The sequence below is a fragment of the Geminicoccus harenae genome (assembly GCF_019800005.1).
In the GTDB taxonomy this organism is placed as follows: domain Bacteria; phylum Pseudomonadota; class Alphaproteobacteria; order Geminicoccales; family Geminicoccaceae; genus Geminicoccus; species Geminicoccus harenae.
Genome location: NZ_JABGCL010000024.1, coordinates 46,902 through 68,259, shown reverse-complemented (window position 1 = coordinate 68,259; position 21,358 = coordinate 46,902). Strand labels below are relative to the sequence as shown.

General features: G+C 69.6%; 26 protein-coding genes and 1 pseudogene. 15 read left to right on the top strand and 12 right to left on the bottom strand.

From position 1 onward, the window contains the following. Positions 1–118: 118 nt before the first annotated feature. The 6 genes from HLA95_RS20035 to HLA95_RS20010 form a co-directional block, all read right to left on the bottom strand. Complete coding sequence (locus HLA95_RS20035; protein WP_191059068.1) at positions 119–694, bottom strand: DUF1349 domain-containing protein; 576 nt, start codon at positions 692–694, stop codon at positions 119–121. Between the two features lie 5 nt (positions 695–699). After that, positions 700–1,140, bottom strand: coding sequence for an RbsD/FucU family protein (locus HLA95_RS20030; protein WP_191059069.1), 441 nt, complete (start codon positions 1,138–1,140; stop codon positions 700–702). A 108-nt stretch (positions 1,141–1,248) separates the two neighbouring features. Then, a complete protein-coding gene (locus HLA95_RS20025) occupies positions 1,249–2,619 on the bottom strand; it encodes a DUF2254 domain-containing protein (protein ID WP_191059070.1) in 1,371 nt (456 codons plus the stop codon). A gap of 96 nt (positions 2,620–2,715) precedes the next feature. Continuing rightward, a complete protein-coding gene (locus HLA95_RS20020; protein WP_191059071.1) occupies positions 2,716–3,630 on the bottom strand; it encodes a sulfite exporter TauE/SafE family protein in 915 nt (304 codons plus the stop codon). Between the two features lie 66 nt (positions 3,631–3,696). Beyond that, the gene (locus tag HLA95_RS20015) at positions 3,697–4,164 is read right to left on the bottom strand and encodes a TIGR02444 family protein (protein WP_191059072.1); all 468 of its coding nucleotides are present in this window, start codon (positions 4,162–4,164) and stop codon (positions 3,697–3,699) included. Beyond that, positions 4,161–4,862 carry a class II aldolase/adducin family protein gene (locus HLA95_RS20010; RefSeq protein ID WP_191059073.1) on the bottom strand — a complete coding sequence of 234 codons (702 nt, stop codon included), beginning with the start codon at positions 4,860–4,862 and terminating at the stop codon, positions 4,161–4,163. Before HLA95_RS20010 ends, HLA95_RS20015 begins: the two co-directional genes overlap by 4 nt. Positions 4,863–4,955: 93 nt before the next feature. Between HLA95_RS20010 and HLA95_RS20005 the strand changes: the two genes are divergently transcribed. The 3 genes from HLA95_RS20005 (at position 4,956) to HLA95_RS19995 (ending at position 7,660) form a co-directional block, all read left to right on the top strand. Further along, complete coding sequence (locus HLA95_RS20005) at positions 4,956–6,356, top strand: FGGY-family carbohydrate kinase (protein ID WP_222184310.1); 1,401 nt, start codon at positions 4,956–4,958, stop codon at positions 6,354–6,356. Between the two features lie 63 nt (positions 6,357–6,419). Continuing rightward, positions 6,420–7,019, top strand: a complete 600-nt coding sequence (locus HLA95_RS20000; RefSeq protein WP_191059075.1) for a sigma-70 family RNA polymerase sigma factor — start codon at positions 6,420–6,422, stop codon at positions 7,017–7,019. After that, positions 7,016–7,660 carry a ChrR family anti-sigma-E factor gene (locus HLA95_RS19995; protein ID WP_222184308.1) on the top strand — a complete coding sequence of 215 codons (645 nt, stop codon included), beginning with the start codon at positions 7,016–7,018 and terminating at the stop codon, positions 7,658–7,660. The genes HLA95_RS20000 and HLA95_RS19995 overlap by 4 nt, the downstream gene beginning before the upstream one ends. Before the next feature lie 4 nt (positions 7,661–7,664). On the opposite strand, the gene HLA95_RS19990 is transcribed toward HLA95_RS19995, so the two are convergent. The 3 genes from HLA95_RS19990 to HLA95_RS19980 all read right to left on the bottom strand — a co-directional run bounded on the left by HLA95_RS19990 (position 7,665) and on the right by HLA95_RS19980 (position 10,121). Further along, positions 7,665–8,705, bottom strand: coding sequence for a bile acid:sodium symporter family protein (locus tag HLA95_RS19990; protein WP_191062172.1), 1,041 nt, complete (start codon positions 8,703–8,705; stop codon positions 7,665–7,667). A 196-nt stretch (positions 8,706–8,901) separates the two neighbouring features. Then, positions 8,902–9,480, bottom strand: a complete 579-nt coding sequence (locus tag HLA95_RS19985; RefSeq protein WP_222184306.1) for a GNAT family N-acetyltransferase — start codon at positions 9,478–9,480, stop codon at positions 8,902–8,904. Beyond that, a complete protein-coding gene (locus tag HLA95_RS19980; protein WP_191062631.1) occupies positions 9,477–10,121 on the bottom strand; it encodes an alpha/beta hydrolase in 645 nt (214 codons plus the stop codon). The genes HLA95_RS19985 and HLA95_RS19980 overlap by 4 nt, the downstream gene beginning before the upstream one ends. 99 nt (positions 10,122–10,220) lie before the next feature. Here HLA95_RS19980 and gluQRS point away from each other — a divergent pair, with 99 nt between their 5' ends. Then, the gene (gene gluQRS, locus HLA95_RS19975) at positions 10,221–11,186 is read left to right on the top strand and encodes a tRNA glutamyl-Q(34) synthetase GluQRS (protein ID WP_255592104.1); all 966 of its coding nucleotides are present in this window, start codon (positions 10,221–10,223) and stop codon (positions 11,184–11,186) included. A gap of 95 nt (positions 11,187–11,281) precedes the next feature. Beyond that, a complete protein-coding gene (locus tag HLA95_RS19970; protein ID WP_222184304.1) occupies positions 11,282–12,121 on the top strand; it encodes an alpha/beta fold hydrolase in 840 nt (279 codons plus the stop codon). On the opposite strand, the gene HLA95_RS19965 is transcribed toward HLA95_RS19970, so the two are convergent. Continuing rightward, the gene (locus tag HLA95_RS19965) at positions 12,090–12,989 is read right to left on the bottom strand and encodes a Gfo/Idh/MocA family protein (RefSeq protein WP_222184302.1); all 900 of its coding nucleotides are present in this window, start codon (positions 12,987–12,989) and stop codon (positions 12,090–12,092) included. The genes HLA95_RS19970 and HLA95_RS19965 overlap by 32 nt on opposite strands. Before the next feature lie 76 nt (positions 12,990–13,065). After that, positions 13,066–13,386 carry a quaternary ammonium compound efflux SMR transporter SugE gene (gene sugE, locus HLA95_RS19960; protein ID WP_191062327.1) on the bottom strand — a complete coding sequence of 107 codons (321 nt, stop codon included), beginning with the start codon at positions 13,384–13,386 and terminating at the stop codon, positions 13,066–13,068. Between the two features lie 72 nt (positions 13,387–13,458). On the opposite strand from sugE, the gene HLA95_RS19955 reads away from it, so the two are divergent. The 3 genes from HLA95_RS19955 (at position 13,459) to HLA95_RS19945 (ending at position 15,383) form a co-directional block, all read left to right on the top strand. Beyond that, complete coding sequence (locus HLA95_RS19955) at positions 13,459–14,010, top strand: TetR/AcrR family transcriptional regulator (protein WP_222184300.1); 552 nt, start codon at positions 13,459–13,461, stop codon at positions 14,008–14,010. Positions 14,011–14,284: 274 nt separating this feature from the next. Continuing rightward, the gene (locus HLA95_RS19950; protein ID WP_159711236.1) at positions 14,285–14,530 is read left to right on the top strand and encodes a DUF2312 domain-containing protein; all 246 of its coding nucleotides are present in this window, start codon (positions 14,285–14,287) and stop codon (positions 14,528–14,530) included. A gap of 115 nt (positions 14,531–14,645) precedes the next feature. Then, entirely contained in the window at positions 14,646–15,383 is a 738-nt protein-coding gene (locus tag HLA95_RS19945; protein WP_191061430.1) for a DUF3750 domain-containing protein, read from the top strand. 11 nt (positions 15,384–15,394) lie between these two features. On the opposite strand, the pseudogene HLA95_RS28430 reads toward HLA95_RS19945, so the two are convergent. Further along, positions 15,395–15,505, bottom strand: a pseudogene (locus tag HLA95_RS28430) (aquaporin); the annotation flags it as partial. 256 nt (positions 15,506–15,761) lie between these two features. On the opposite strand from HLA95_RS28430, the gene HLA95_RS19940 reads away from it, so the two are divergent. The 7 genes from HLA95_RS19940 (at position 15,762) to HLA95_RS19910 (ending at position 21,358) form a co-directional block, all read left to right on the top strand. After that, positions 15,762–16,112, top strand: a complete 351-nt coding sequence (locus HLA95_RS19940; RefSeq protein ID WP_191061429.1) for an EF-hand domain-containing protein — start codon at positions 15,762–15,764, stop codon at positions 16,110–16,112. Between the two features lie 53 nt (positions 16,113–16,165). Continuing rightward, on the top strand, positions 16,166–17,410 hold the full coding sequence (locus HLA95_RS19935; RefSeq protein WP_222184298.1) for a D-amino acid dehydrogenase: 1,245 nt from the start codon (positions 16,166–16,168) through the stop codon (positions 17,408–17,410). Positions 17,411–17,492: 82 nt separating this feature from the next. Next, on the top strand, positions 17,493–18,407 hold the full coding sequence (locus HLA95_RS19930) for a transporter substrate-binding domain-containing protein (RefSeq protein WP_191060700.1): 915 nt from the start codon (positions 17,493–17,495) through the stop codon (positions 18,405–18,407). A 78-nt stretch (positions 18,408–18,485) separates the two neighbouring features. After that, positions 18,486–19,154, top strand: coding sequence for an amino acid ABC transporter permease (locus HLA95_RS19925; RefSeq protein ID WP_191060701.1), 669 nt, complete (start codon positions 18,486–18,488; stop codon positions 19,152–19,154). A 10-nt stretch (positions 19,155–19,164) separates the two neighbouring features. Then, on the top strand, positions 19,165–19,830 hold the full coding sequence (locus tag HLA95_RS19920; protein WP_191060702.1) for an amino acid ABC transporter permease: 666 nt from the start codon (positions 19,165–19,167) through the stop codon (positions 19,828–19,830). 7 nt (positions 19,831–19,837) lie between these two features. Then, on the top strand, positions 19,838–20,635 hold the full coding sequence (locus HLA95_RS19915) for an amino acid ABC transporter ATP-binding protein (protein ID WP_191060703.1): 798 nt from the start codon (positions 19,838–19,840) through the stop codon (positions 20,633–20,635). 87 nt (positions 20,636–20,722) lie between these two features. Then, positions 20,723–21,358, top strand: a complete 636-nt coding sequence (locus HLA95_RS19910; protein WP_191060704.1) for a cell wall hydrolase — start codon at positions 20,723–20,725, stop codon at positions 21,356–21,358.

Sequence of the window (21,358 nt, the reverse complement as noted above, 5' to 3'; positions counted from 1 at the left end):
TGGGGGGCGCGAGCTGGCTGCTCGCGGAACGTGGCTTGCCTTATATAGGAACTGCAAGCGAGATTCCACGCTCTTGCCGCAGCGCAGCAAAAACTTCCTCGCGGTTGATCACCAGCCTTCAGGACAGGTCGTGCAGGTCCTTGCCGTTCGGCGGCCCGACCGAGAATTGCGAGAAGCCGACCTCCAGCCCGGCCCGCTCGGGCGTGCAGCACATCGGCCCGACCAGATAGTGCTCGGCCCTGGGGAACGGCGCCAGGCGCAGGAGCGGCCAGGTGATCCGGTCGGCCGAGGCCTGCAGGCGCAGCACCCCGTCCTGCACCGTGGCACGCAGCGAGAAGTCGGCAGGATCGCCCGCAAAGCGGCCGGTCGCCCAGTCCGACCGGCCCACCGTCAGCACGCTGCTCAGCAGCGGCCAGCCGTCCGACAGCTCGATGCCGGCCTTGACCCAGTTCGCCGCGTCGATGCGCACCATCAGGCCGGCCTGGTCGTAGAGCGCCTGGTAGTCGGCCCGCACCCGCAGCTCGGCGGTGAAGTCGCCCGTGACCGGCCTGAAGAAGAAGTGGCCGCTGTCCCGGGTGAAGCCGTAATGGGTTTCCCGCCAGAAATCGGTGCGGCTACCGGTGACGACGCGGAGCCCGCCGTTCTCCAGGCGCCAGGAGGGCGGCTCGTTCAGCCAGGTGCAGCCGGCGAACATGCCGCTCACTCGCCCGGCCGGATCACGCCCTTCTTCAGGATGATGCAGCCATAAAGGCGGGTCTCGCCGGTAGCGATCACCGCGAATGCCTTCTTGGAGCGCTCGTAGAAGGCGAACCGCTCGATCTGGCCGAGCTGTACCTTGCCCTTGGACGCCTCGTTCACCAGCGTGCCGTATTCGGCGCACACTTCCGGCACCGACGCCTCGTCGCCCACCACCGCGATGCGCAGCGCCGGGTCCGGCACGAAGTCGTCCAGCGGCATCACCGAGAGGATGGCTTTGAGGACCCGCGGCCCGTCGGCGGCATCCATGCGGATCAGCTTGCGCGTCGCCATGGTTTCGGACGGGAAGTTGGCGTCCGCGATCACGAGGTCGTCGCCATGGCCCATGGCGCGCAGCACGTAGAGCAGGTCCGCGTTCAGGAGCGGATCGATTCCCTTGAGCATGTTCTGTTCCTCCCCGGTGCCGGCCGGCATTGACCGTCCGGCCGCCGTCGCACGGGATTGCCCATAACGAATGGCGGCGGGCTCCAGAAGAGGCATCTGCGCCCGACCTCAGCGGACCAGGTCCAGCTCCAGCCCATCCCCGGCAGGCTGTGGCCTTCTCGGCAGCACCTGGCCGAGCTTGCGCTCCGTTGCAGCGAAGGCCGCCTCGATGTCGTCGCGATCCGCAGGCTCCGCGGTTTCCCGTAGGCCTGCCGCACAGATGAGCCGTGCATGGTGCAGCAGGGCCTCGCGCTGCTCGGCCAGGCGCACATGCTCCGCGATCCGCCCGATCGCCCGCAGCATTCCGATGATCACGGCGGGCTGCGAGGCGGCCGCCTGACGGATCTGGTGCAAGGATGCCGCAAGCAGGCCGGCATAGCCGTTGGGCCGGTCGATCACGCGGGGCTCGCCCGTCTCGTCCCGATGAATGGCCGGCGGGATTGCCTTGCCCATCAGCCGCGACAAGCCCCCCTGCAGATGGTCGACTACCACCAGGGCTGTGTTGGGGTCGTTGATGCCGGGAGAAAGGGCCCGCAGCGCGATGTCCACGAGGTGACGCATGGTGAATTCCAGGTCTTGCGTGGGGGTGCGCTGGCTGCCGATCAGGATCGCCTCCTGAATGGCCGCGGCGGTCTCCGGTGTGAGCGCGTCCGCGGGATGGACACGCACCAGCAGGTCGCCCTCGCTCATGAAGTTACCCGGCCGGAATTCCAGGTGAATCAGCATGCTATGGCGCGATGCGAATTCGACCAGGCGGTCATGCTCGACCGCCTGGACATAGCCTCCTCGGCGCGATGACAGGAGAGCAGCTTTGTGCTCGACGCCAGGGGGCCACACCTGCTCGACCGGGACCTCGTCCGAAGGTTCGCCGAGCGGGGCCAGCGCCTCGATGTTCTCTTCCAGTTCGTGCGCCACGCGGCGGATGATCTCGTCCACCAGGATCGAGCGGGCCACGGCATGGAGGAAGAACAGGAGGAACAGCACGCAGACCAGACCCAGACCCAGCCCGGTGGAGACCAGGACGTGGGGCACCTCGGCCGCCGGCATGTCCTTGCCCACCGAGCGCAGCGCCAGGAAACAGTACATGATCGCCATCGTGAACAAGCCGACCGCCAGCTTGGTCCGGATATCCTCCATGTAAGTCCGGATCAGGCGTGAGCCGAACTGGCCAGCAGCGATCGACAGAGCGGCGATCGTGATGGAGAAAACCATGGTGGCCATGGTGATGAGGGCCGACAGCAGCGTCGAGAGAAGGTTGCGCGCGTCGTCCCCGCTGCCGCTGTGCAGCCAGCCGCCCAAGAGCCCGCTGGCGTCGCCGATTCGGGCATCGATCCAGGAGGTGGCCGCGTAGAGTGGGATGGTGAGCAGGATCATGCCGATCGGGATCGGCCACAGCCCGGTCTGCAGCCTGTCCCGGACGATGGCGAGCCGGCTGTGCATGGGTGGATCATTCTCCCGGGAGGGCGGTTCACCGGCAGCAACCGCCCTCATGGGCTTACGGTGCCCGATCGGGACGACGCATCACCCGGGGCGGGCTCAGCTCACCAGCTCGTAGGGAAAGACCGGCGTGGCCACCAGGTCGTAGACCAGCTTCAGGCAGACCAGCACGATCAGCACCGCCAGGAACAGGCGCATGTACTCGCCGCGCAACTGCATCGCGACCCGCGTGCCGAGCTGGGCGCCGATCACCCCGCCCACGATCAGGAGCAGGCCCAGCACGATGTCGACCGTCTGGTTGAAGGTGGCCTGCAGCAGGGCGGTGAGTCCCGCCACGAAGGTGATCTGGAACAAAGAGGTGCCGACCACGATCGAGACCGGCATGCCGATCAGGTAGATCATCGCCGGGATCATCACGAAGCCGCCGCCCACGCCCATGATCGCGGTGAGGATGCCGACCGCGGCCCCGATCAGGGCCGGAAGCAGCGCGCTGATATAGAGGCGCGAGCGGGCAAAGCGCACCTTCAGCGGCCAGCGATGGGCGAAGCCGTGGCGGTGGCCGCGCTTGGGCTGGCTCACCGGGCGGGGCCGCATGGTCTGCAGCACCGTGCGCAGGCTCTCGTTCAGCATGGTGGAGCCGACGGCACCCAGCAGGATCACGTAGGCGAACGCGATGGTGACGTCGATATAGCCCAGCGCCCGGATCACCCGGAACAGCACGATGCCGATCGCAGCACCGACGACACCGCCCGCCACCAGCACGCCGCCCATCTTCAGGTCGACCGTCTTGCGCTGGACATGGTTCAGCACCGAGCTGAACGAGGATGCCAGGATTTGCAGGGCCTGGGTGCCGACCGCCACCGCGGGCGGGATGCCCAGGAAGATCAGGAGCGGGGTCATCAGGAAGCCGCCGCCCACCCCGAACATGCCGGACAGGAATCCGACCACCGCGCCGAGACCCAGCAGCACCACCATGTCCACCGACATCTCGGCGATCGGAAGGTAGAGTTCCATGCGCGCTGCGCGGTCCAGTCGATGCCGCCGGCCAAGCCACTTGGTCGGCATGCCGATGGCTGCCTGTCAACCTCGCAGGGCGGCCAGAATCGGTTCCAGCAGCGCCTGTGGCAGCGCCTCACCGGCGACGAGGCGCAGGTTGGCGGCCGCGGTGGCGGCAGAACCGGTCTCGTCATCGGCGGGCGGGCCCAGCCGGCCTGCCAGCCAGTCCACCGCCAGTCGCTCGGCCTGGAGCTCGTCCTGGAGGATCTTCCGGCGCAAGGCAGCCATGCCGGTGTCGGTCGCGGCCAGCGGCTTGGCGAGTTGACGCGCCCGGCGCAGTGCCTGGACGACCCGCGCACGCTCGTCCCAGCCGTCTGCGCGCAGCCGGGTCAGGTCCGCAGCGGTCCAGGCCCGCCCCATCCAGCCGTCCAGGGCGGCCGAGAGCGCCAGGCTCACGTCCAGGCCGAACTCGTCCTGCAGCAGGAGGCAGCGCTCCGCCACGCCCGGGCGCGCGTAGAGCGCGGAGATCCGGACGAACAGGTCCGGTGTCACGTCCGTTTCGGCGGCGGCTCCATGGCCGGCGGGGTGCCGTCCAGGATCTCGTCGGGCTGCTTGCCGTAGTTGCGGATGCGGACCAGCACGTCGTCCATCTGCTCGGCGCTGAGCAGCTTCACCTCGCCCGCGGCCAGGACCCGCCAGTACTGCGCCGCCATCACCTCGACCTCGTGCGCCAGGCTCAGGGTCTTCTTCACGGTCGGGCCGATCGCGATCATGCCGTGGTTCGCGAGCAGGCAGGCGTAGCGGTCCTTCAGCGCCTCGATCGCATGATCCGACAGGGCCTGGGTGCCATAGCGGGCATAGGGGGCGCAGCGGATGTCGTGGCCGCCTGCGATCGTGACCATGTAGTGGAAGGCCGGGATGTAGGCGTGCATGCAGGCCAGCGCCACGCAGTGCATGGCGTGGTTATGCACCACCACGTCGATGTCGCGGCGGCTGCGCTGGATGTCCCAGTGGAAGCGCCATTCCGAGGACGGCATCCGGTCGCCCTCATAGGTCCCGTCCCAGAACACTACCGGCAGGTCGGCCGGCGTCAGGTCCTCATAGGGGATCCCGGTGGGCGTGATGATGATGCCCTCGTCGATCCGCGCGCTGATGTTGCCCGATGTACCCTGGTTGATGCCGAGCTCGGTCATGCGCAGGCAGGCGTCGATGATCTCCTGCCGGAGCTTGCGGTGCTTGACCTTCGCCATGTTCCTGCCAACTCCCTGCGCCGGACGGAGGAAAGGCTGGGCCGTGGTCAGCACCTCTGTCAACATGCCAGCAATCGAGCGGGGGGCACCGGAATGGGCGAAGGTCGGCGGGATGCGGTGCTGGTGCTCGACGTCGGCAAGACCAACGTGAAGCTGCTCGCCATCGAAGCAGGCGGCAAGGTCCTCGCCCAGCGCCGCACGCCCAACCCGACCCTGCCGGGCCCGCCCTGGCGGCATCCCGACGTCGGGGCCACCGAGGCCTGGATGATCGAGGCACTCGGCGAGCTGGCGCGGGAGGTGAACGTCGTGGCGATCGTGCCCACCGCCTACGGCTCGACCTGCGCCATGCTGGACGAGGCGGGCGAGCTGGCCTTCCCGATCATGGACTACGAGGACGAGCATCCGGAGGAGGTGATCCGGAGCTATGCCGAGGTCGCCCCGCCGTTCAACGAGACCTTCTGCTCGATCGCACCCAACGGCATGCTGCTGGCCCGCCAGCTCTGGCGCGCCCGGCACGAGCATCCCGAACAGTTCGCAAAGGTCAGGACGGTGGTGCCGCTTGGCCAGTACTGGGCCTACCGCCTCTCGGGGCAGCTCGCCTGGGAGCATTGCGCGCTGGGTGCGCAGACCCAGCTGATCGCGACCTCGACCGGCGAGTGGTCCAGCACCGCGCGCCGGTTCGGCTTCGACCGGCTGTTCCCGCAGCGGCGCCGCGCCGGCGACGTGCTGGGCCCGATCCGGGCGGAGCTGGCCGAGCAGACCGGCATTCCCGCCGGAACACCGGTGCTGGTGGGCATCCATGACAGCAATGCCGACTATGGCCGCTACCGGATGGCCGGGCTCGACCACTTCACCCTGCTCTCGTCCGGCACCTGGCTGATCACCTTCGACACCGACCTGCCGCTGGCCGAGCTCGACCCGGCGCGCGACATGGTGAGCAACACCGACTTCACCGGCCGCCCGGTCGCCACGGCGAGGTTCATGGCCGGCCGCGAGTTCGACCTGGTCGCCCAGCTCGAGGGCAGCGGCGGCGGGGAGCCCGACTGGGCGGTGGTGCACCGGCTGATCGAGCGGGGCACCATGGCGCTGCCGACCTTCAGCACCAATGGCGACACCTTCCCCGGCACGGCCGGCAAGGGCCGGCTGATCGGCCCGGAGCTGGTCGATCCGACCGAGGCCAAAGCACTGGCCTCGCTCTACGTGGCGCTCGGCACCGACGTGGTCCTGGACCTGCTCAAGAGCAAGGGACAGATGATCCTGGCCGGCGGGCTGGCCAAGGACCGGCTCTATGCTCCGATCCTGGCGGCGCTGCGGGCACCGCAGCCTTTGTCCGTCTCGGCCGAGCCGGACAGCACGGCGCTGGGTGCCGCGGAGCTCCACTGGCGCAAGGTCCGCCCGACCCCGCCGATCGAGCTGACGCCGGTGGCCCCGGCCGAGCTCGCGGGGCTGGCGGAATACCAGCAGCGCTGGCGGGCGGCGGTCGGGCATGGCTGACGGGGCCAGCCGGATGGGCGGGGACGGCTTGATCCTGCGCGATGCCGGACGATAACCATTCCCATGGAGAGCCAGCACCAGCCGGCAGACGGCACCGCCCCGCCGGACCTGGCCCTGCTGATCGAGCAGGTGGCCGCCAGCGGCGACCGCGAGGCGTTCGCCCTGCTGTTCCGCCACTTCGCGCCGAAGGTGAAGTCGTACCTGCGCCGCCTGGGCGTGGCCGACCCGGCGGCGGACGATCTCTGCCAGGAGGTCATGCTGTCGGTGTGGCGCCGGGCCGGCCAGTACGACCGGCGGCTGGCCTCCCCGGCGACCTGGATCTACACCATCGCCCGCAACCGGCGCATCGACCTCCTGCGGCGCGATCGGGGCACGGAAGCGGAGCTGGACGAGCGCGCGCTGGAGGAGCCGGACGGCCAGCCGCTCGGTGACGAGATCGTGGCGGCGAGGCAGATGCGCGAGCGCATGCTGGAAGCGGTGGCGACGCTGCCGCCCGAACAGGCCAGGTTGTTGAAGATCTTCTATTTCGAGGAAAAGTCGCACAGCGCCATCGCCGAGGAGATGGCGCTGCCGCTCGGCACGGTCAAATCGCGGCTGCGGCTCGCACTCGGCAAGATGCGGACGCTGATCGGCGGTGGCCAGGGCCAGGAGTCCGAGCCATGAGCGGCGCCATGGACGAGATGCGCCACGACCTGCTCCTGGCCTATGCCGCAGGCCGGCTGCCGGAGCCCCTGGCCCTGGCGGTCGCGACCCATGTGGCGCTCAACCGGACAGCGTACAGCCAGCTCCTGGCCTACGAGGCACTGGGCGGCTCCTTCCTGGAGGAGCTGGACGACGTGCCGCCGGCACCGGGCAGCCTGGAGGCGGTGCTGGCGCGGCTCGATGCGCCGGCGCCGCCAGTACCGGTGCTGCACGGGCTGGACCAGGGCATCCCGGCGGTGCTGGCGCGCCACCTGCCGGCTCCGCTGGACGAGCTGCCCTGGGTCTGGCGCGGCCCCCTGTCCGAGTATCCGCTCCTGACCGACATTCCCGGCTACGATACGCGGTTCTTCCGGCTGAAGGCCGGCTGGCCGGTGCCCAGGCACACCCACGAGGGCACCGAGCTGACCGTGGTGATCCGCGGCGCCTATCGCGACAATACCGGGAGCTACCGGCGCGGCGACCTGGCGCTGGCGGATGCCAGCGTCGACCACCGGCCCTGGGCCGAGCGCGGCGAGGACTGCTACTGCCTGGCGGTCACCGATGCCGGGCGGCGCCTGACCGACCCGGTCCTGCGCCTTCTGAACGGGGTCATCCGGGTCTGAGCGCTCAGACGGAGGACGGCACCGCGGTCACCTTGCCGGCCTTGGGCTCCTCGACCTTGCCAAGCGCCTTCCCGTCGGGACGGCGCGCATAGCGCTGGGCGAGCGTCGCGCAGACGAAGAGCTGGATCTGGTGGAACAGCATCAGCGGCAGCACGATCATGCCCATGGTCGCGGCCGGGAACAGGATGTGCGCCATCGGGATGCCGGCGGCCATGCTCTTCTTGGAGCCGCAGAACACGATGGCGATCTCGTCCTCCTTGGCAAAGCCGCCGCGCCGGCCGACCAGGGTGGTGAACGCCAGGACCAGGGCCAGGATCAGCACGTCCAGGACCAGGACGATTGCCAGGTCGGCCCAGCCGAGCTGGCTCCAGATCCCGGCGACCATGCCCTGGCTGAACGCGGCATAGACCACGAGCAGGATCGAGCCGCGGTCGACCAGCCCCACCACCCGCTTGCGTGCCGCGAGCCATCCGCCGATCAGCGGGCGCAGGGCCTGGCCCGCCAGGAACGGCGCCAGCAGCTGGAGCAGGATCTTCCACAAGGAATCCAGGCTGAAGCTCACCCCGCTGGAACTGAGCAGCAGCGCCACCAGCAGCGGGGTCAGCACCATGCCCATTAGATTGGACAGGGACGCGCTGCACAAGGCCGCCGGGACGTTGCCGCGCGCGATCGAGGTGAACGCGATCGAGGACTGCACGGTGGAAGGCAGCACGCACAGGAACATCAGCCCGACCACCAGCTCGTCCGGCAGGAACGGCCCCACCGCCCAGGTGACGCCAAGGCCGATCAGCGGGAACAGGAGGAAGGTGCTCAGGAACACGACCGACTGGAGCCGCCAGTGCAGCAGCCCTTCCAGCACCGCCTTGGGCGAGAGCTTGGCCCCGTAGAGGAAGAACAGGAGCGCCACCGCGGCATAGACCACATGGCCCATGATCTCGGCGCCCATGCCGTACACCGGCAGCAGCGAGGCCAGGGCGACCGTCAGGATCAGGGCGATCAGGTAGGGATCGATGCCGAAGCGGGACAGGACGGAACGGAACGGCACGAGGGGCAAGCCTTCTCAAAGGTTCGTCAAGAGGGTGAGGGCACCAGCAGGATCGGTCATCCGCAGCCTAAATGGAGATGATCATAGGCATCCGGTAACATGATGACCATCCGCGGGGGCCGGCTGGAACGGCTGCTCAGGCGCCAGGCCGGACCGAGCTCGTCGTGGCGGCATATCCTGGCCGATGCCGGGCGGATCAGGCTGGGGCGCTTGGGCAAAGCGGGATGAGTGCGGCCAGTTGCCTGTAGAAGAAGGTGGTCCGGCCGATCCGGCCGTCGACCGTGTAGCTGTGGCCCGGCACCTGGCCGATCTCGATCCAGCCGCAATTGCGGTAGAGCTGCTCCCCGGCACTGCCGGTCTCGGTATCGAGCATCAGGAGGGTCCGGCCGGTGCCGAGGGCGGCCGCCTCGGCCGCCTGGAGCAGGCGGCGGCCGAGCCCGCGGCGCCGGGCGCGCGAGTGGACCAGCATCTTGCCGATCTCCGCCCGGTGCGGCGCGTTCGGCTGGTGGGCGAGCATCAGCATCACCGTGCCCGCGAGCCCCGCCTCGTCCTCGGCGACGAGCAGCAGCCTGGAGCCCGCGGCCAGGCTGGGCAGCTGGTCCTGCCAGAAGGCGCGGCCGTCAGCGGCGGAGAAACCGGCCAGGAAGTTGACCGAGGCCTCGGACGCCACCGCGTCGGCCAGGATGGCGGCCAGCTCGTCCAGCCGCATGCCGGCCTCGGCGGCGTCCAGCAGGCGGATCCGGATCCCGTCGGCCATCAGGGGTGCAGCGCTCAAGGCAGGTGGCGGCGCAGGAACGCGCCGGTGAGCCCGAGGCCCGTAGGATCGATGGCGTGGCCCAGGCCCGGGCGGGCATGGGCCTCGACCGGCACGCCCAGCCCAGCGAGTGCTGCACGTGCGGCCGCCATCTCGCTGAACGGCACGACATCGTCCATCTCGCCATGGACGAGCAGCACGGGCGGCCTGGAAGCGGCCAGCAGGTCGCCCGCGGCGAGGAACCGCCCGGAAAGCGCGACCACGGCGGCGGGCGGCTCGATCATGCGCAGGCCGGTGTGCAGCGCCATCATCGCCCCCTGGGAGAAGCCCACCAGGGCCAGGGCCGAAGCCGGCAGGCCGAAGCGCTCGAGCGTCGCCTGGAGGAAGCCCGCCAGGACCGGCGATGCCGCCTCGATGCCGCGCGCCAGGTCGGCCGGCAGCCGCGACTGGAGCGAGAACCACTGGCGGCCGAACGGGGCCAGGTCGCAGGGCTGCGGGCCGTCCGGGGCCAGGAACACCGCGCCCGGCAGCGATTCTGCCAGGGTCGGCGCCAGCTCGATCAGGTCGGCACCGTCGGCGCCCAGGCCGTGTAGCAGGACGACACAGGCACTGGGCCTGGTGCCGCTGGCGGGGCCATGGATGAAGCTGGGCAGATCGGTCATTCTTCGATGCTTGCGGCGTGTCCTGCAGGACAACCAAGATGGGCACCATGAAAGCCGGTGGCAGGCGATGCAACTGGCACGACAGGGAAAGGGTCGAGCTTGGTTCTCGCTGGTCATGACAGGCTGCCGCCTTTGTTCGCGGACGAGCCGGTGCGGGTCACCCGGTTCGCTCCCTCGCCCACCGGCTACCTGCATCTCGGCCATGCCTATTCGGCCCAGTTCGCCCACGACGCAGCGCGCTTTTGCGACGGCAAGTTCCTCGTGCGGATCGAGGACATCGATCACGGCCGCTGCCGGGCCGAGTTCACCGAATCGATCTTCGAGGATCTCGCCTGGCTGAGGCTGCGCTACGAGCAGCCGGTGCGCCGCCAGTCCGAGCATCTGCGCGTGTACGAGCAGGCGATCGAGTGGCTCTGGGAGGAGGGGCTGGTCTATCCCTGCTTTTGCACGCGCAAGCAGGTGAAGGTCGAGGTCGAGGAGGCCGGCCGCGCGCCGCATGGCCCGTCGGGCGAGCCGATCTATCCCGGCACCTGCCGCCACCTCGCCCCGGCCGAGCGGCAGATCCGGATGGACCGCGGCGAGCCGTTCGCCTGGCGCCTGGACGTGGGCGCGGCACTGGAGCGGACCGGGCCCCTATCCTGGTTCGACTGCCGGGCGGGCGAGGTCACCGCCGATCCGTTGTCGCTGGGCGACATCGTGCTCGGGCGCAAGGACGTGCGCACCAGCTACCACCTGGCGGTCACGATCGACGATGCGCTCCAGGGCGTCACCCTGGTCACGCGCGGCGAGGACCTGTTCCACGCGACTCATATCCACCGCCTGCTCCAGGCGGTGCTGGGCCTGAAGACGCCGCGCTACTACCATCACAACCTGATCGTCGACCGGACCGGCCAGCGGATGAGCAAGCGCAACCGCGCGGTGACGCTGCGCCATTTCCGTGACACCGGCCACCGGGTCGAGCAGCTGTTCGAGAACATCACTGCGTCGCCGCTGGGCCCGCTCCCGCGCCGGCAACCGGTCTCGAGCGCGCCGGCACGGCCCATGGCGGGAGTTGCGGCGGACTGAGGCACTGGCGGCACCTGTTCCTGGCCCTGCTGGCAGCCGGGCTGGTCGCCGCGTGCAATGGCGGCGCCCCGCCGCCTGCCCCGGTGACCGGGCCCTTGCCGGAGATCCGGTTCGAGCCGGCCGGCCCGCCTTTGGCCACCGTGATCGCGCTGCACGGCTTCAATGACCGCAAGGCCGCGTTCAACCAGGTGGGGGAGTGGCTGGCCGCGCGCGGCTATCGCCTGGTCGCCTATGACCAGGCCGGCTATGGCGCCCGGCCGGACCGGGGCTTCTTCGCCGGCACCGAGCAGCTCGTGCGCGAACTGCTCTTCCGCATCCGGGCCGAGCACGCCCGGGCACCCGAGGTGCCCATCTGGCTGCTGGGCGAGAGCATGGGCGGTGCCGTGGCCCTGGTCGCGGCCGCCCGTGCCGGAACGGACCTGCCGGTGGCGGGCCTGATCCTGAGTGCCCCGGCGGTCTGGGGCGGCGACCTGATGGGCCCGCTCAACCGGCTGGTCCTGGCCTCGGCCGTGGCGCTGGTCCCGGAGCTGATCCTGACCGGGCGTGGGCTGGACATCTTGGCGTCCGACAACATCCCGCTGCTGCGCGAGCTGGCCCTGGACCCGCTCTACCTGCCGGGCTCGAGGGTCGACGCGATCGGCGGGATCGTGCGGCTGATGGACGAGGCCGACGAACTGGGGCCTACCGTCCGCCTGCCGGTGACGATCCTGAACGGCGAGCTCGACGAGGTGATCGTGCCGGAGGTGCAAAAGGCGTTCGTCGCCCGCATGCCTGCCGAGACCTGCCGGGAGCTTCGCTATCCCGAGGGCTGGCACCTGCTGCTGCGCGACCTGCAGCGCGAGCTGGTGTTCCAGGACATCCTGAAGGTGCTGGAGGGCCAGCGACCGGGCCGGCCCTGCGGCGTCACCAGGGACGCGCCGCCGCCTCGATCCTGAGCGCCAGGTCCAGGGCCGCGAGACCCGCCCGCCCCGGCACCGCGCAGGGCCGCTCGCCGCGGATGGCCTGGGCGAAGGCCTCCAGCTCGGCCCGCACCGTATCCACCGCCTCGAAGCTCTCCACGCTGGCCGCCATCCGGTCGCCCGCCGGCGTGGCCTGGGCCACCGCGCGGTTCTGGAAGTCGATCTCGACTGAGCGGGCTTGCGTGTCGAGGAAGGTGGCGCGCCGGGAGGTCGCCTGGGCGATCCGGCTGGCGGTCACGTCGGCGACCGTGCCGCAGGCAAAGCGCAACCGCGCCTCGACCCGGTCCAGCCGCTCGGACAGGACCGGCCGGCCGAACACTTCCAGGCTCTCCAGCGGGCTCCTGACCACGTCCAGCAGCAGGTCGAGGTCGTGGATCATCAGGTCCAGGATCACCGACACGTCCAGCGAGCGCGGCTGGAACGGTGCCTGGCGCAGCATCTCGATGCGCCGGGGGTCCTGGAGCAATTGCCGGCCATGGATCCAGGCCGGGTTGAACCGCTCGACATGGCCGACCTGGAGCACGCGGCCGGCCGCCTCGGCCTGCTCGACCAGTGCTCGCGCCGAGGCCACGTCGGCGGTGATCGGCTTCTCGACGAACACGTGGGCACCGGCTGACAGGAAGGCGCTGGCGATCTCCGCATGGGCGCTGGTCGAGGTGGCGACGCTCACCGCATCGACCTGGCCCAGCACGTCCCGCCACTCGGTGGAGAAGCGGGTGATGCCGGGGTCGTTCGCGACGTTGCGGTCCACCACCGCCACCAGCTCGGCACCGGGCATGCTCGCCCATTTCTGGACGTGCCAGCGCCCGAAATGGCCAGCACCGACCACGGCGACCTTCAGCATCGATCGGTCCCTTCCTTCGCCAACGGGTGGCGCCGCCTTCCATAGCGGCCCCGTCCGCACGGCGCGAGGTCCTCGCCTAGCCGGGCGTGGCCAGCTTCAGGCCGATCAGCCCGGCCACGATCAGGACGACACTCAGCACCCGGAGCGGGTTCATGGGCTCGCCCATCAGGAAGGCGCCCACCAGGAACGAGCCGACCGCGCCGATCCCGGTCCAGCTCGCATAGGCGGTGCCGAGCGGCAGGCTGCGCATCGCGACCGCCAGCAGCCAGACGCTGCCCAGCATGGCGATGGCGGTCACGACCGAGGGCAGCAGGCGGGTGAAGCCGTCCGACTGCTTCATGAAGCTCGCCCAGACGACCTCGAGGACGCCAGCGATGCCGAGATAGATCCAGGCCACGTGGCTGCTCCATGCTGGCTGACAGGAAGCGGGCAGTTTATATCCGTCCGGACGGTCGGAGAAGTGAGCACGATGGGACGCAGGCGCAGGATCGACCGCTCCGCGGTGCTGGCGGCGGCGGAGGCCGTGATCGCCGAGGCAGGGGCGGCCGGGCTCACCATCGACGCGGTCGCGGCACGCGCCGGGATCAGCAAGGGCGGGGTGCTCTACTGCTACCCGAGCAAGCGCGCCCTGGTCGATGCACTGCTGGAGCGCGATCTCGGCGGTTTCGCCGCGGATGCACGGCGGCTGGCCGGCAGCGACCCCGACGCGCCGGTCGCCCGGCTGCTGGGCCATGTCGCGGCGACGCGGGCCGAGCCGGAAGGCTGCCGGGCCAAGGCCGCGAGCCTCCTGACCGCGGCGATCCGTACTCCGGGCGAGCAGGAGCCGATCCGCGCCGACTATCGGCGCATCCTGGCGGGCGCCGACACCGGGACGGCCGAGGGCCGCAGGGCGCTGCTCGCCTTCTTCGCCGCGGAGGGCATGTTCCTGCTGCGCGGGCTGGGCTTCGTGTCCCTGCCGGCAGAGGACTGGGACCTGCTGCTGGCGGAGGCGGAGGAGCTCGGCCGCCAGGGTGGAGCCTAGGATAATCGACCAGGGACGAAGCGTCGCTTGCATCGGGCTCGGCCGAACGGCTATGCACTCGGGCGTCAGATCGCCCGATGCCGTGCGGCAGCATGCCCGACGCGGTCACTTCGTCCGGCGACTGCGAGGACCGAGTAGGCAGGGAAAACCGTGCGGCGGGTAACAATTCCCCCGCAGGCCGGTGAGGCGCGAAGAAGGGGCTCGCTCGGGCCCCTTTTTCGTGAGGTGGCACCTGCCCGGTCTGCCCTGACATGAACGAGAGGAATGGTCGCCGATGCCCGACGTCGCCGGGATCGCTGGTGAGCAGCTGCGTCTGTTCGTGGACAAGATCGAACGACTGGAAGTCGAGAAGAAAGAGCTCCAGGAACAGATCAAGGAAGTCTATTCCGAAGCCAAAGGCGAAGGCTTCGATGTGAAGATCCTGCGCAAGCTGATCTCGCTGCGCAAGATCCGGCCCAACGACCGCCAGGAGCAGGACGAACTGCTCGACCTGTACAAGGCCGCGCTGGGCATGATCTGAGCAGACCGTCTCTGTAACAGCCCGCAGCGCGCCGCGTCACGTTCGTGTAACATCTTCCTCCTTTACGGGGGGCGGGCCCATCGCCATGTTCGAGTTCCTCGGACCGGTGTGGGACATGCAACGAACGGTGGAGATACTCGCACTCCTGCTGCTGCTGCTGGGCGGCCCGCTGCTCGTGGCCTACACGCGTCCGGAAGTGCTGGACTGGCGGTCGGCCAACCATGCGCCGACCAACCTCCTGCCGGCACCGGCCGCGCATGACGGGGCGGTGGTGGCGGTCATGGCGGCGCGGGCCTGGGGCTGGCGCGGCGCGTTCGCCGTCCATACCTGGATCGCAATGAAGCCCAAGGGGGCGGCCCGCTACGACCGCTACGAGGTCGTGGGCTGGGGCGTGCAGCGCGGGATGCGCGCCGTGCGCCAGAACATGCGCCCGCCGGATGCGCCATGGGCCGGCAATCCGCCCACGATCGTGCGCCTGATCGAGGGTGCCGCGGCGGAGGCGGCGATCCCCAAGATCGAGCGGGCGGTGGCCGAGTACCCTTATCCCGAGCGCTATGTGATCTGGCCGGGGCCGAACTCCAACACCTTCGTGGCCCACGTGGTCCGGCGGGTCCCGGAGCTGGCCACCGAGCTGCCTGCCCATGCGGTCGGCAAGGACTGGCTGGCCCACTGGTTTCCCCTGGCGCCGGCCATGAGCCGCACCGGCGTGCAGCTTTCGCTGTTCGGCGTGCTCGGGCTGACCGTGGCCCTCGACGAGGGCATCGAGGTCAACCTGCTGGGCCTAGTGATCGGCGTCGATCCGCTCGACCTGGCCATCAAGCTGCCGGGCATCGGCCGGGTCGGGATGCGCTGACGGCGGGGGGCCGCGCCCAGGATCGGCGCCACCCAGAACAGCCAGACCTGGCGCAGCGCCCAGCCCGCGAACGGGGCCACGTCCAGGCTGCGCACCGGGTTCGCCGAGATATTGGTGACCGGGCGATCCTGGAGGCTTCGACAGTAATCATCTTCGCCGGCATCCACGTGACTTGGCGACAATCGAACCGATGCTTTGCCAGGCCTGCCGGACCGCGACGGTCACCGCCGGCTGGCGGCACACCCGCGGCTGGTCAGGCCATCGGCGGCGGGCTAGCTTCGGCATCGCCGGGCACCCTCGCGGCCAGCCGGTGATCGTCCGGGCGGAGTGACGGGGTGCCATCCGCCAGAGCATCCGACCTGCAACAGAGGCTCGCGCATGAACTATCTATCCCTGGCCCTCGGCTGGTCGATCGCCGTGGCCGGCCTGTCCATCGCTGGGCCGGCCCACGCTCAGGCAGTCACGTCCGAGACGCTCAGCGTCATGGATATCGACGGCAGCGGCGGGGTGGACCAAGCCGAGCATGGCATCGCCATGGGTGCTGCCTTCGCCCATGCCGACCAGAACGCCGATGGTGTGCTCGATGCGGAGGAGGCGGCGGTGCTCTCGCTGCCGGCGCAGGTCGATGCGGACGGGGACGGGCGCATCACCATGCAGGAATATCTGGACAGCACCCGGCAGGACTTCCAGGCGGCCGACCAGGACGGCGACGGCCTGCTGGTGCCCTGATCGACCGGACATCGATGGGCCTGCCGGCGGACGGCGGGCAGCGGGAGTGAAGCATGCGCGTCGTCGTGCTGGGTGGCGGGGTGGTGGGCGTCGCCTCGGCCTACTGGCTGATGCAGGACGGCCATCAGGTCGAGCTCGTGGAGCGCCGGGAAGCGGCGGGCCTGGAGACCTCCTGGGGCAATGGCGCCGTCATCCATGTGAGCTCGGTCGAGCCCTGGTCGGCCCCGGGCGTACCGCTCCAGGTGCTGCGCTGGATCGGCAAGGAGGATGCACCCTTCCTCTTGCGCCTGGGCGCGCTGCCGCGGATGTGGCGCTGGGGCCTGGAGTTCCTGCGCAACTGCGCCGAGCCCAGGCACCGGGAGAACGCACGGGCCAATCTCGAGCTGGCGCTCCTGAGTGCTAGGTCCATGGCCGAGATCCGTGCGGCCACCGGTGTGAAGTATGATCACGCTGCCCATTGCGTGATGAAGACCTTCAACGATCCGCTCTCGCTCACGGCGGCGACCGCGGTCCACGAGGCGCTCGCACCCTATGGCCTGGTCACCGAGCGGCTCGACGTCGATGCCTGCGTGGCGCGCGAGCCGGCGCTGGCGGGCGGCAGGGACCGGCTCGCCGGCGGCCTGTATTTTCCCCAGGACGAGATCGGCGACTGCCCGAAATTCGCCCAGGGGCTGGCCGCCTGGTGTGCCGAACGCGGTGCGGTCCTGCACTTCGGCACGACGGTGGAGCGGATCGAGCTCGGCCAGGGCCGGGTGACGGGGGTGCTGACCTCGAAGGGGCGGATCGCGGCCGACGCGGTGGTGGTGGCGCTCGGCAGCTTCAGCCCGTTCCTCCTGCGCGGCCTCGGCCTGAAGCTGCCGATCTACCCGGTGAAGGGCGTGTCGATCACCGCGCCCAGGCGGCTGTGGCCCGATGCGGTGCGCAACGCGATCCTGGACGATGCTGGCCATTATGCGCTGACCCCGGTGGGCGACCGGCTGCGCGCGGTCGGCACGGCCGAGATCACCGGCTACGATCCGACGCCGGACCCGCAGCGCATTCGTGCCCTGGTCGACAAGATCTGCGTCCTGTTCCCGGAGTTCGGGCAGGTCGCGGCCAGCCCGGAGGCGGTGTCCTGGGCGGGGCTGCGGCCGGTGATGCCGGACGGCCGGCCGGTGATCGGCCAGACCCGCCTGCCCGGCCTGTTCCTCAATACCGGCCACGGCCACACCGGCTGGACCATGGCGGCCGGCTCCGGCCGCCGGCTGGCCGAGGCGGTGCGCGCTGTGGGCGGTACGGGCATGGCGAGCGCTGCCTGACGAGGGCCGGCGGGCTGCTTGCTCCCGCCCTGCCCGATCGATAGACCTCGGGGATCAGGGAAGAGATGGGACTGCACGACAGATGACTGACAAGATCATTCCGGTTCCCGAGGGCAGCATGGTCCGCCGCGGCATCCTCGGCCTGTCGGCGGCCGGTGCCGCCGTGGGTGGCCTGGCCAGTGCCGGACTGGGTCTGCTGGCGCCGACGTCGGCGCGCGCCCAGGAGGCAGGAACCAGCCGGCTGCAGACCGTCCTGGAGCGCGGCCACCTGATCGTCGGCACCGGCAGCACCAACCCGCCCTGGCATTTCGAGGACGAGAGCGGCACGCTGGTCGGCATGGACATCGACATGGCCCGGCTGCTCGCCCGGGGCCTGTTCGACGACCCGGAGAAGGTCGAGTTCGTCCTGCAGGGCCCCGATGCCCGCATCCCCAGCCTGATCACCGAGAAGGTCGACATCGTCTGCCAGTTCATGACGGTGACCCCGGGCCGGGCCCAGCAGGCCGACTTCACGGTCCCCTATTATCGCGAGGGCGTCGGCGTCATGATGATGGCCGACGGCGACTACAAGACCTTCGACGACCTGAAGGCCGCGGGCAGCGACCTCACCCTTTCCGCGCTGCAGAACGTCTTCATCGAGGACTGGGCGCACAAGGAACTGCCGGAAGCGCGCGTTGACCAGTTCGAGAGCCCGGACGCCGCCCTGCAGGCGCTCAACGCCCGCCGGGTCGACGGCTATTTCGGCGACCAGTCGGCGATCCGCTGGCTCATGCAGCAGGCTCCGGATCGCTATATCGACGCCGGCCGGGGCTGGATGCCGAATTCCTACGCGTCCGCCGTGAAGCAGGGCGACCCCATCTGGCTGAACTGGGTCAACACCGTCTATCGCGAGGCGATGCTGGGCGTGGATTTCGACTACTTCGCCGCGTCCTACCAGAAGTGGTTCGGCATCACCCTGGAGACCCCGAAGGTCGGCTTCCCGAGCGAGTTCGCTTGACCCTCGCGAGGTAGAGGATGGCCGACGGGCCGGGCCTGATCGCCCGGCCCTTGGCGGCGCGGCTGCGGAGTCGGCAGGTTGCTCAACTACAACTTCAACTGGTCCGTCATCTGGCGCAATTGGGACGCGTTCCTGGATGCCCTGCTGCTCGGCCTGGGCATGGCAGTGCTCTCGCTCCTGGTCGGCTGCATCATCGGCCTGCTGGTCGCCTATGCCCGGCTGGCGCAGAACCGCGTGCTGCAATGGGCGGCCTGGGCCTATGTCGAGCTGATCCGCAACACGCCGCTGCTGCTGCTCGTGTTCATGTGCTATTTCGGCCTGCCGGAACTGGGCATCCGCTTTTTGGACAAGGTGGAATCCTTCGTCCTGACCCTGTCGCTCTATGCCGGTGCCTACATGGCCGAGGTGTTCCGCGCCGGCCTGTCCTCGATCCCGCGCCAGTATGTCGAGGCGGCCAAGGCGATCGGCATGCGGCCCTGGCAGCGCCAGCGCTGGGTCGTGCTGCCGGTGATGTTCCGCATCACCCTGCCCTCGCTCAGCAACAACCTGATCTCCCTGTTCAAGGACACCTCGCTGGCCGCGGCGATCGCCGTGCCGGAGCTGACCTTCACCGCGCGGCAGGTCAACGCCAACACCTTCCGGGTGATGGAGGCCTGGCTCACCGCGACGGCCCTCTACCTCGTCACCTGCTATGCGATCGCGCTGGCCCTGCGGGCGGTCGAGCGGCGCTACGCCTCGATCCGCTGAAGGGCCGGCCATGGAACGCGGAACCTTTCTCTACGAGGTCTGGGTCGCGCGCTGGTCGCTCCTGTCCGGCTTCGGCATCACCCTGTCGGCCTCCGTGCTCACCATCGCGATCGCGACGCTGCTGGGCCTCATCCTCGGCATCGGCCTGACCTATGGCTGGCGGCCGCTGCGCTGGCTGATCCGGATCTATGTCGACGCGCTGCGCGGCATCCCGGTGCTGGTGCTGATCCTGTTCGCCTATTACGGGCTGGCACTGTTCAAGATCAACGTGCCGCCGTTCTGGGCCGGCGTGATCGCACTTGCGGCATTCTCCATCGCGCACATCGCCGAGACGATCCGCGGCGGCATCGAATCCCTGCCTCAGGGTCAGACCGAGGCCGCCAAGGCGATCGGGCTGCAGTTCCACCAGCGCCTCGCCTACGTGATCATCCCGCTCGCCACCCGCCGGGTGCTGCCGCCCTGGATGAACACCTGTGCCGAGATCGTGAAGAACACGACCCTGCTCTCGATCATCGGCGTGGTGGAATTCCTCCTGTCCAACCAGCAGGCGATCGCCCGGAACTACCTGGTGCTGCAGTTCTATCTCTTCGCGGCAGTGGTCTACCTCCTGATCAACTTCACCATCTCGCAGCTCGGCGCGAAGCTTGAGCGCCGCTACGCCCATTTCCGCTACTGAGGTCATCATGGCGACAAGCAAGGCCGCCCTGCTCCTGCAGGCGCGCGGGGTGACCAAGAGCTTCGGTGACCTCGAGATCCTCAAGGGCATCGACCTGGACGTCCGCCAGGGCCAGGTGGTGGCGCTGATCGGCGCGTCCGGCTCGGGCAAGACCACCTTCCTGCGCTGCATCAACCTCCTGGAGGAGTATGAGCGCGGCGAGATCCGGCTGGACGGCGAGCAGATCGGCTACCGGGTCGAGAGCCGGGAGCGCCGGCGCCTGAGCGAGGCGCAGGTGTCCGCCCAGCGCGCCCGGATCGGCATGGTGTTCCAGAGCTTCAACCTGTTCCCGCACATGAGTGCGGAGCAGAATGTCATGCTGGGCCTCACCAAGGTGCGCGGCAAGCCCAAGGTCGAGGCCCAGGAGATCGCCCGGCACTGGCTGGACCGGGTGGGGCTGGCCGACCGGCGGGACCACTACCCCTACCAGCTTTCCGGCGGCCAGCAGCAGCGGGTCGCGATCGCGCGCGCGGTCGCGATGGAGCCCCGGCTGCTCCTGTTCGACGAGGTCACCTCCGCCCTCGACCCGGAACTGGTCGCCGAGGTGCTGGCGGTGATGCAGGACCTGGCGAGGAGCGGCATGACCATGCTGCTGGTCAGCCACGAGATGCTGTTCGTGCGTCAGGTCGCCGACCATGTGGTGTTCATGGATGGCGGGGTGGTGGCCCAGGCCGGCGCCCCGGCCGAGGTATTCGAGCGCCCGGCGACCCCGCGGCTCAGGCAGTTCCTGGGCCGCTTCCACGGCATACTGACGGGTGCCGGCTGACCCGAATTCGGCCAGCCACCGCCGCTCGGAACTGGACAGCTTGTCGCAGGTTGTCCACCCACGCCTTGTGGAAGCGGGGGTCGGACGATGCGGTTCGGGCAGTCGGGGTTGCTCGTGATGCTGGCGGCCATGCTATCGGCGGGGCTGTCGGTGCCGGTGGCGGCAGCACAGGAGGAGCAGGCGGAAGCTGCCGAGGCCAAGGCGGTGGTGCTGGAGGAGAAGGTAGCCGACCAGCCGGAACCGGTTCCGGCGGCACCTGCGGACGAGATCACGCCGGCCGAGGCCGAGGCGGTCGATCCGGCCGGCTCCAAGCCGCTCGACGATCCGCTCACCTGCCTGGCGCGCACCATCTACTGGGAGGCCAAGGGCGAGGGCGAGGCCGGCATGACCGCGGTGGCCGCGGTGGTGATGAACCGCCTGGCCGATCCGGCCTTTCCCAAGACCGTGTGTGCCGTGGTGACCGATGGGCGGGAGAACGCCACCTGCCAGTTCTCCTGGTGGTGCGACGGCCGCCCGGACGACGTCGAGGAACCGGAGCCGTACGCCCAGGCGGTCGAGATCGCCCGCCGTGCCCTGAATCAGCAGATCGACGACCCGACTGATGGTGCGGTGAACTTCCACCTGGACACGGTGCATCCGGACTGGGCGGACGAGTTCGTCCGGACCGCGACGATCGGCGCCCACCTGTTCTACCGGGCACCCGAGGTGACCGCGACCAAGTGA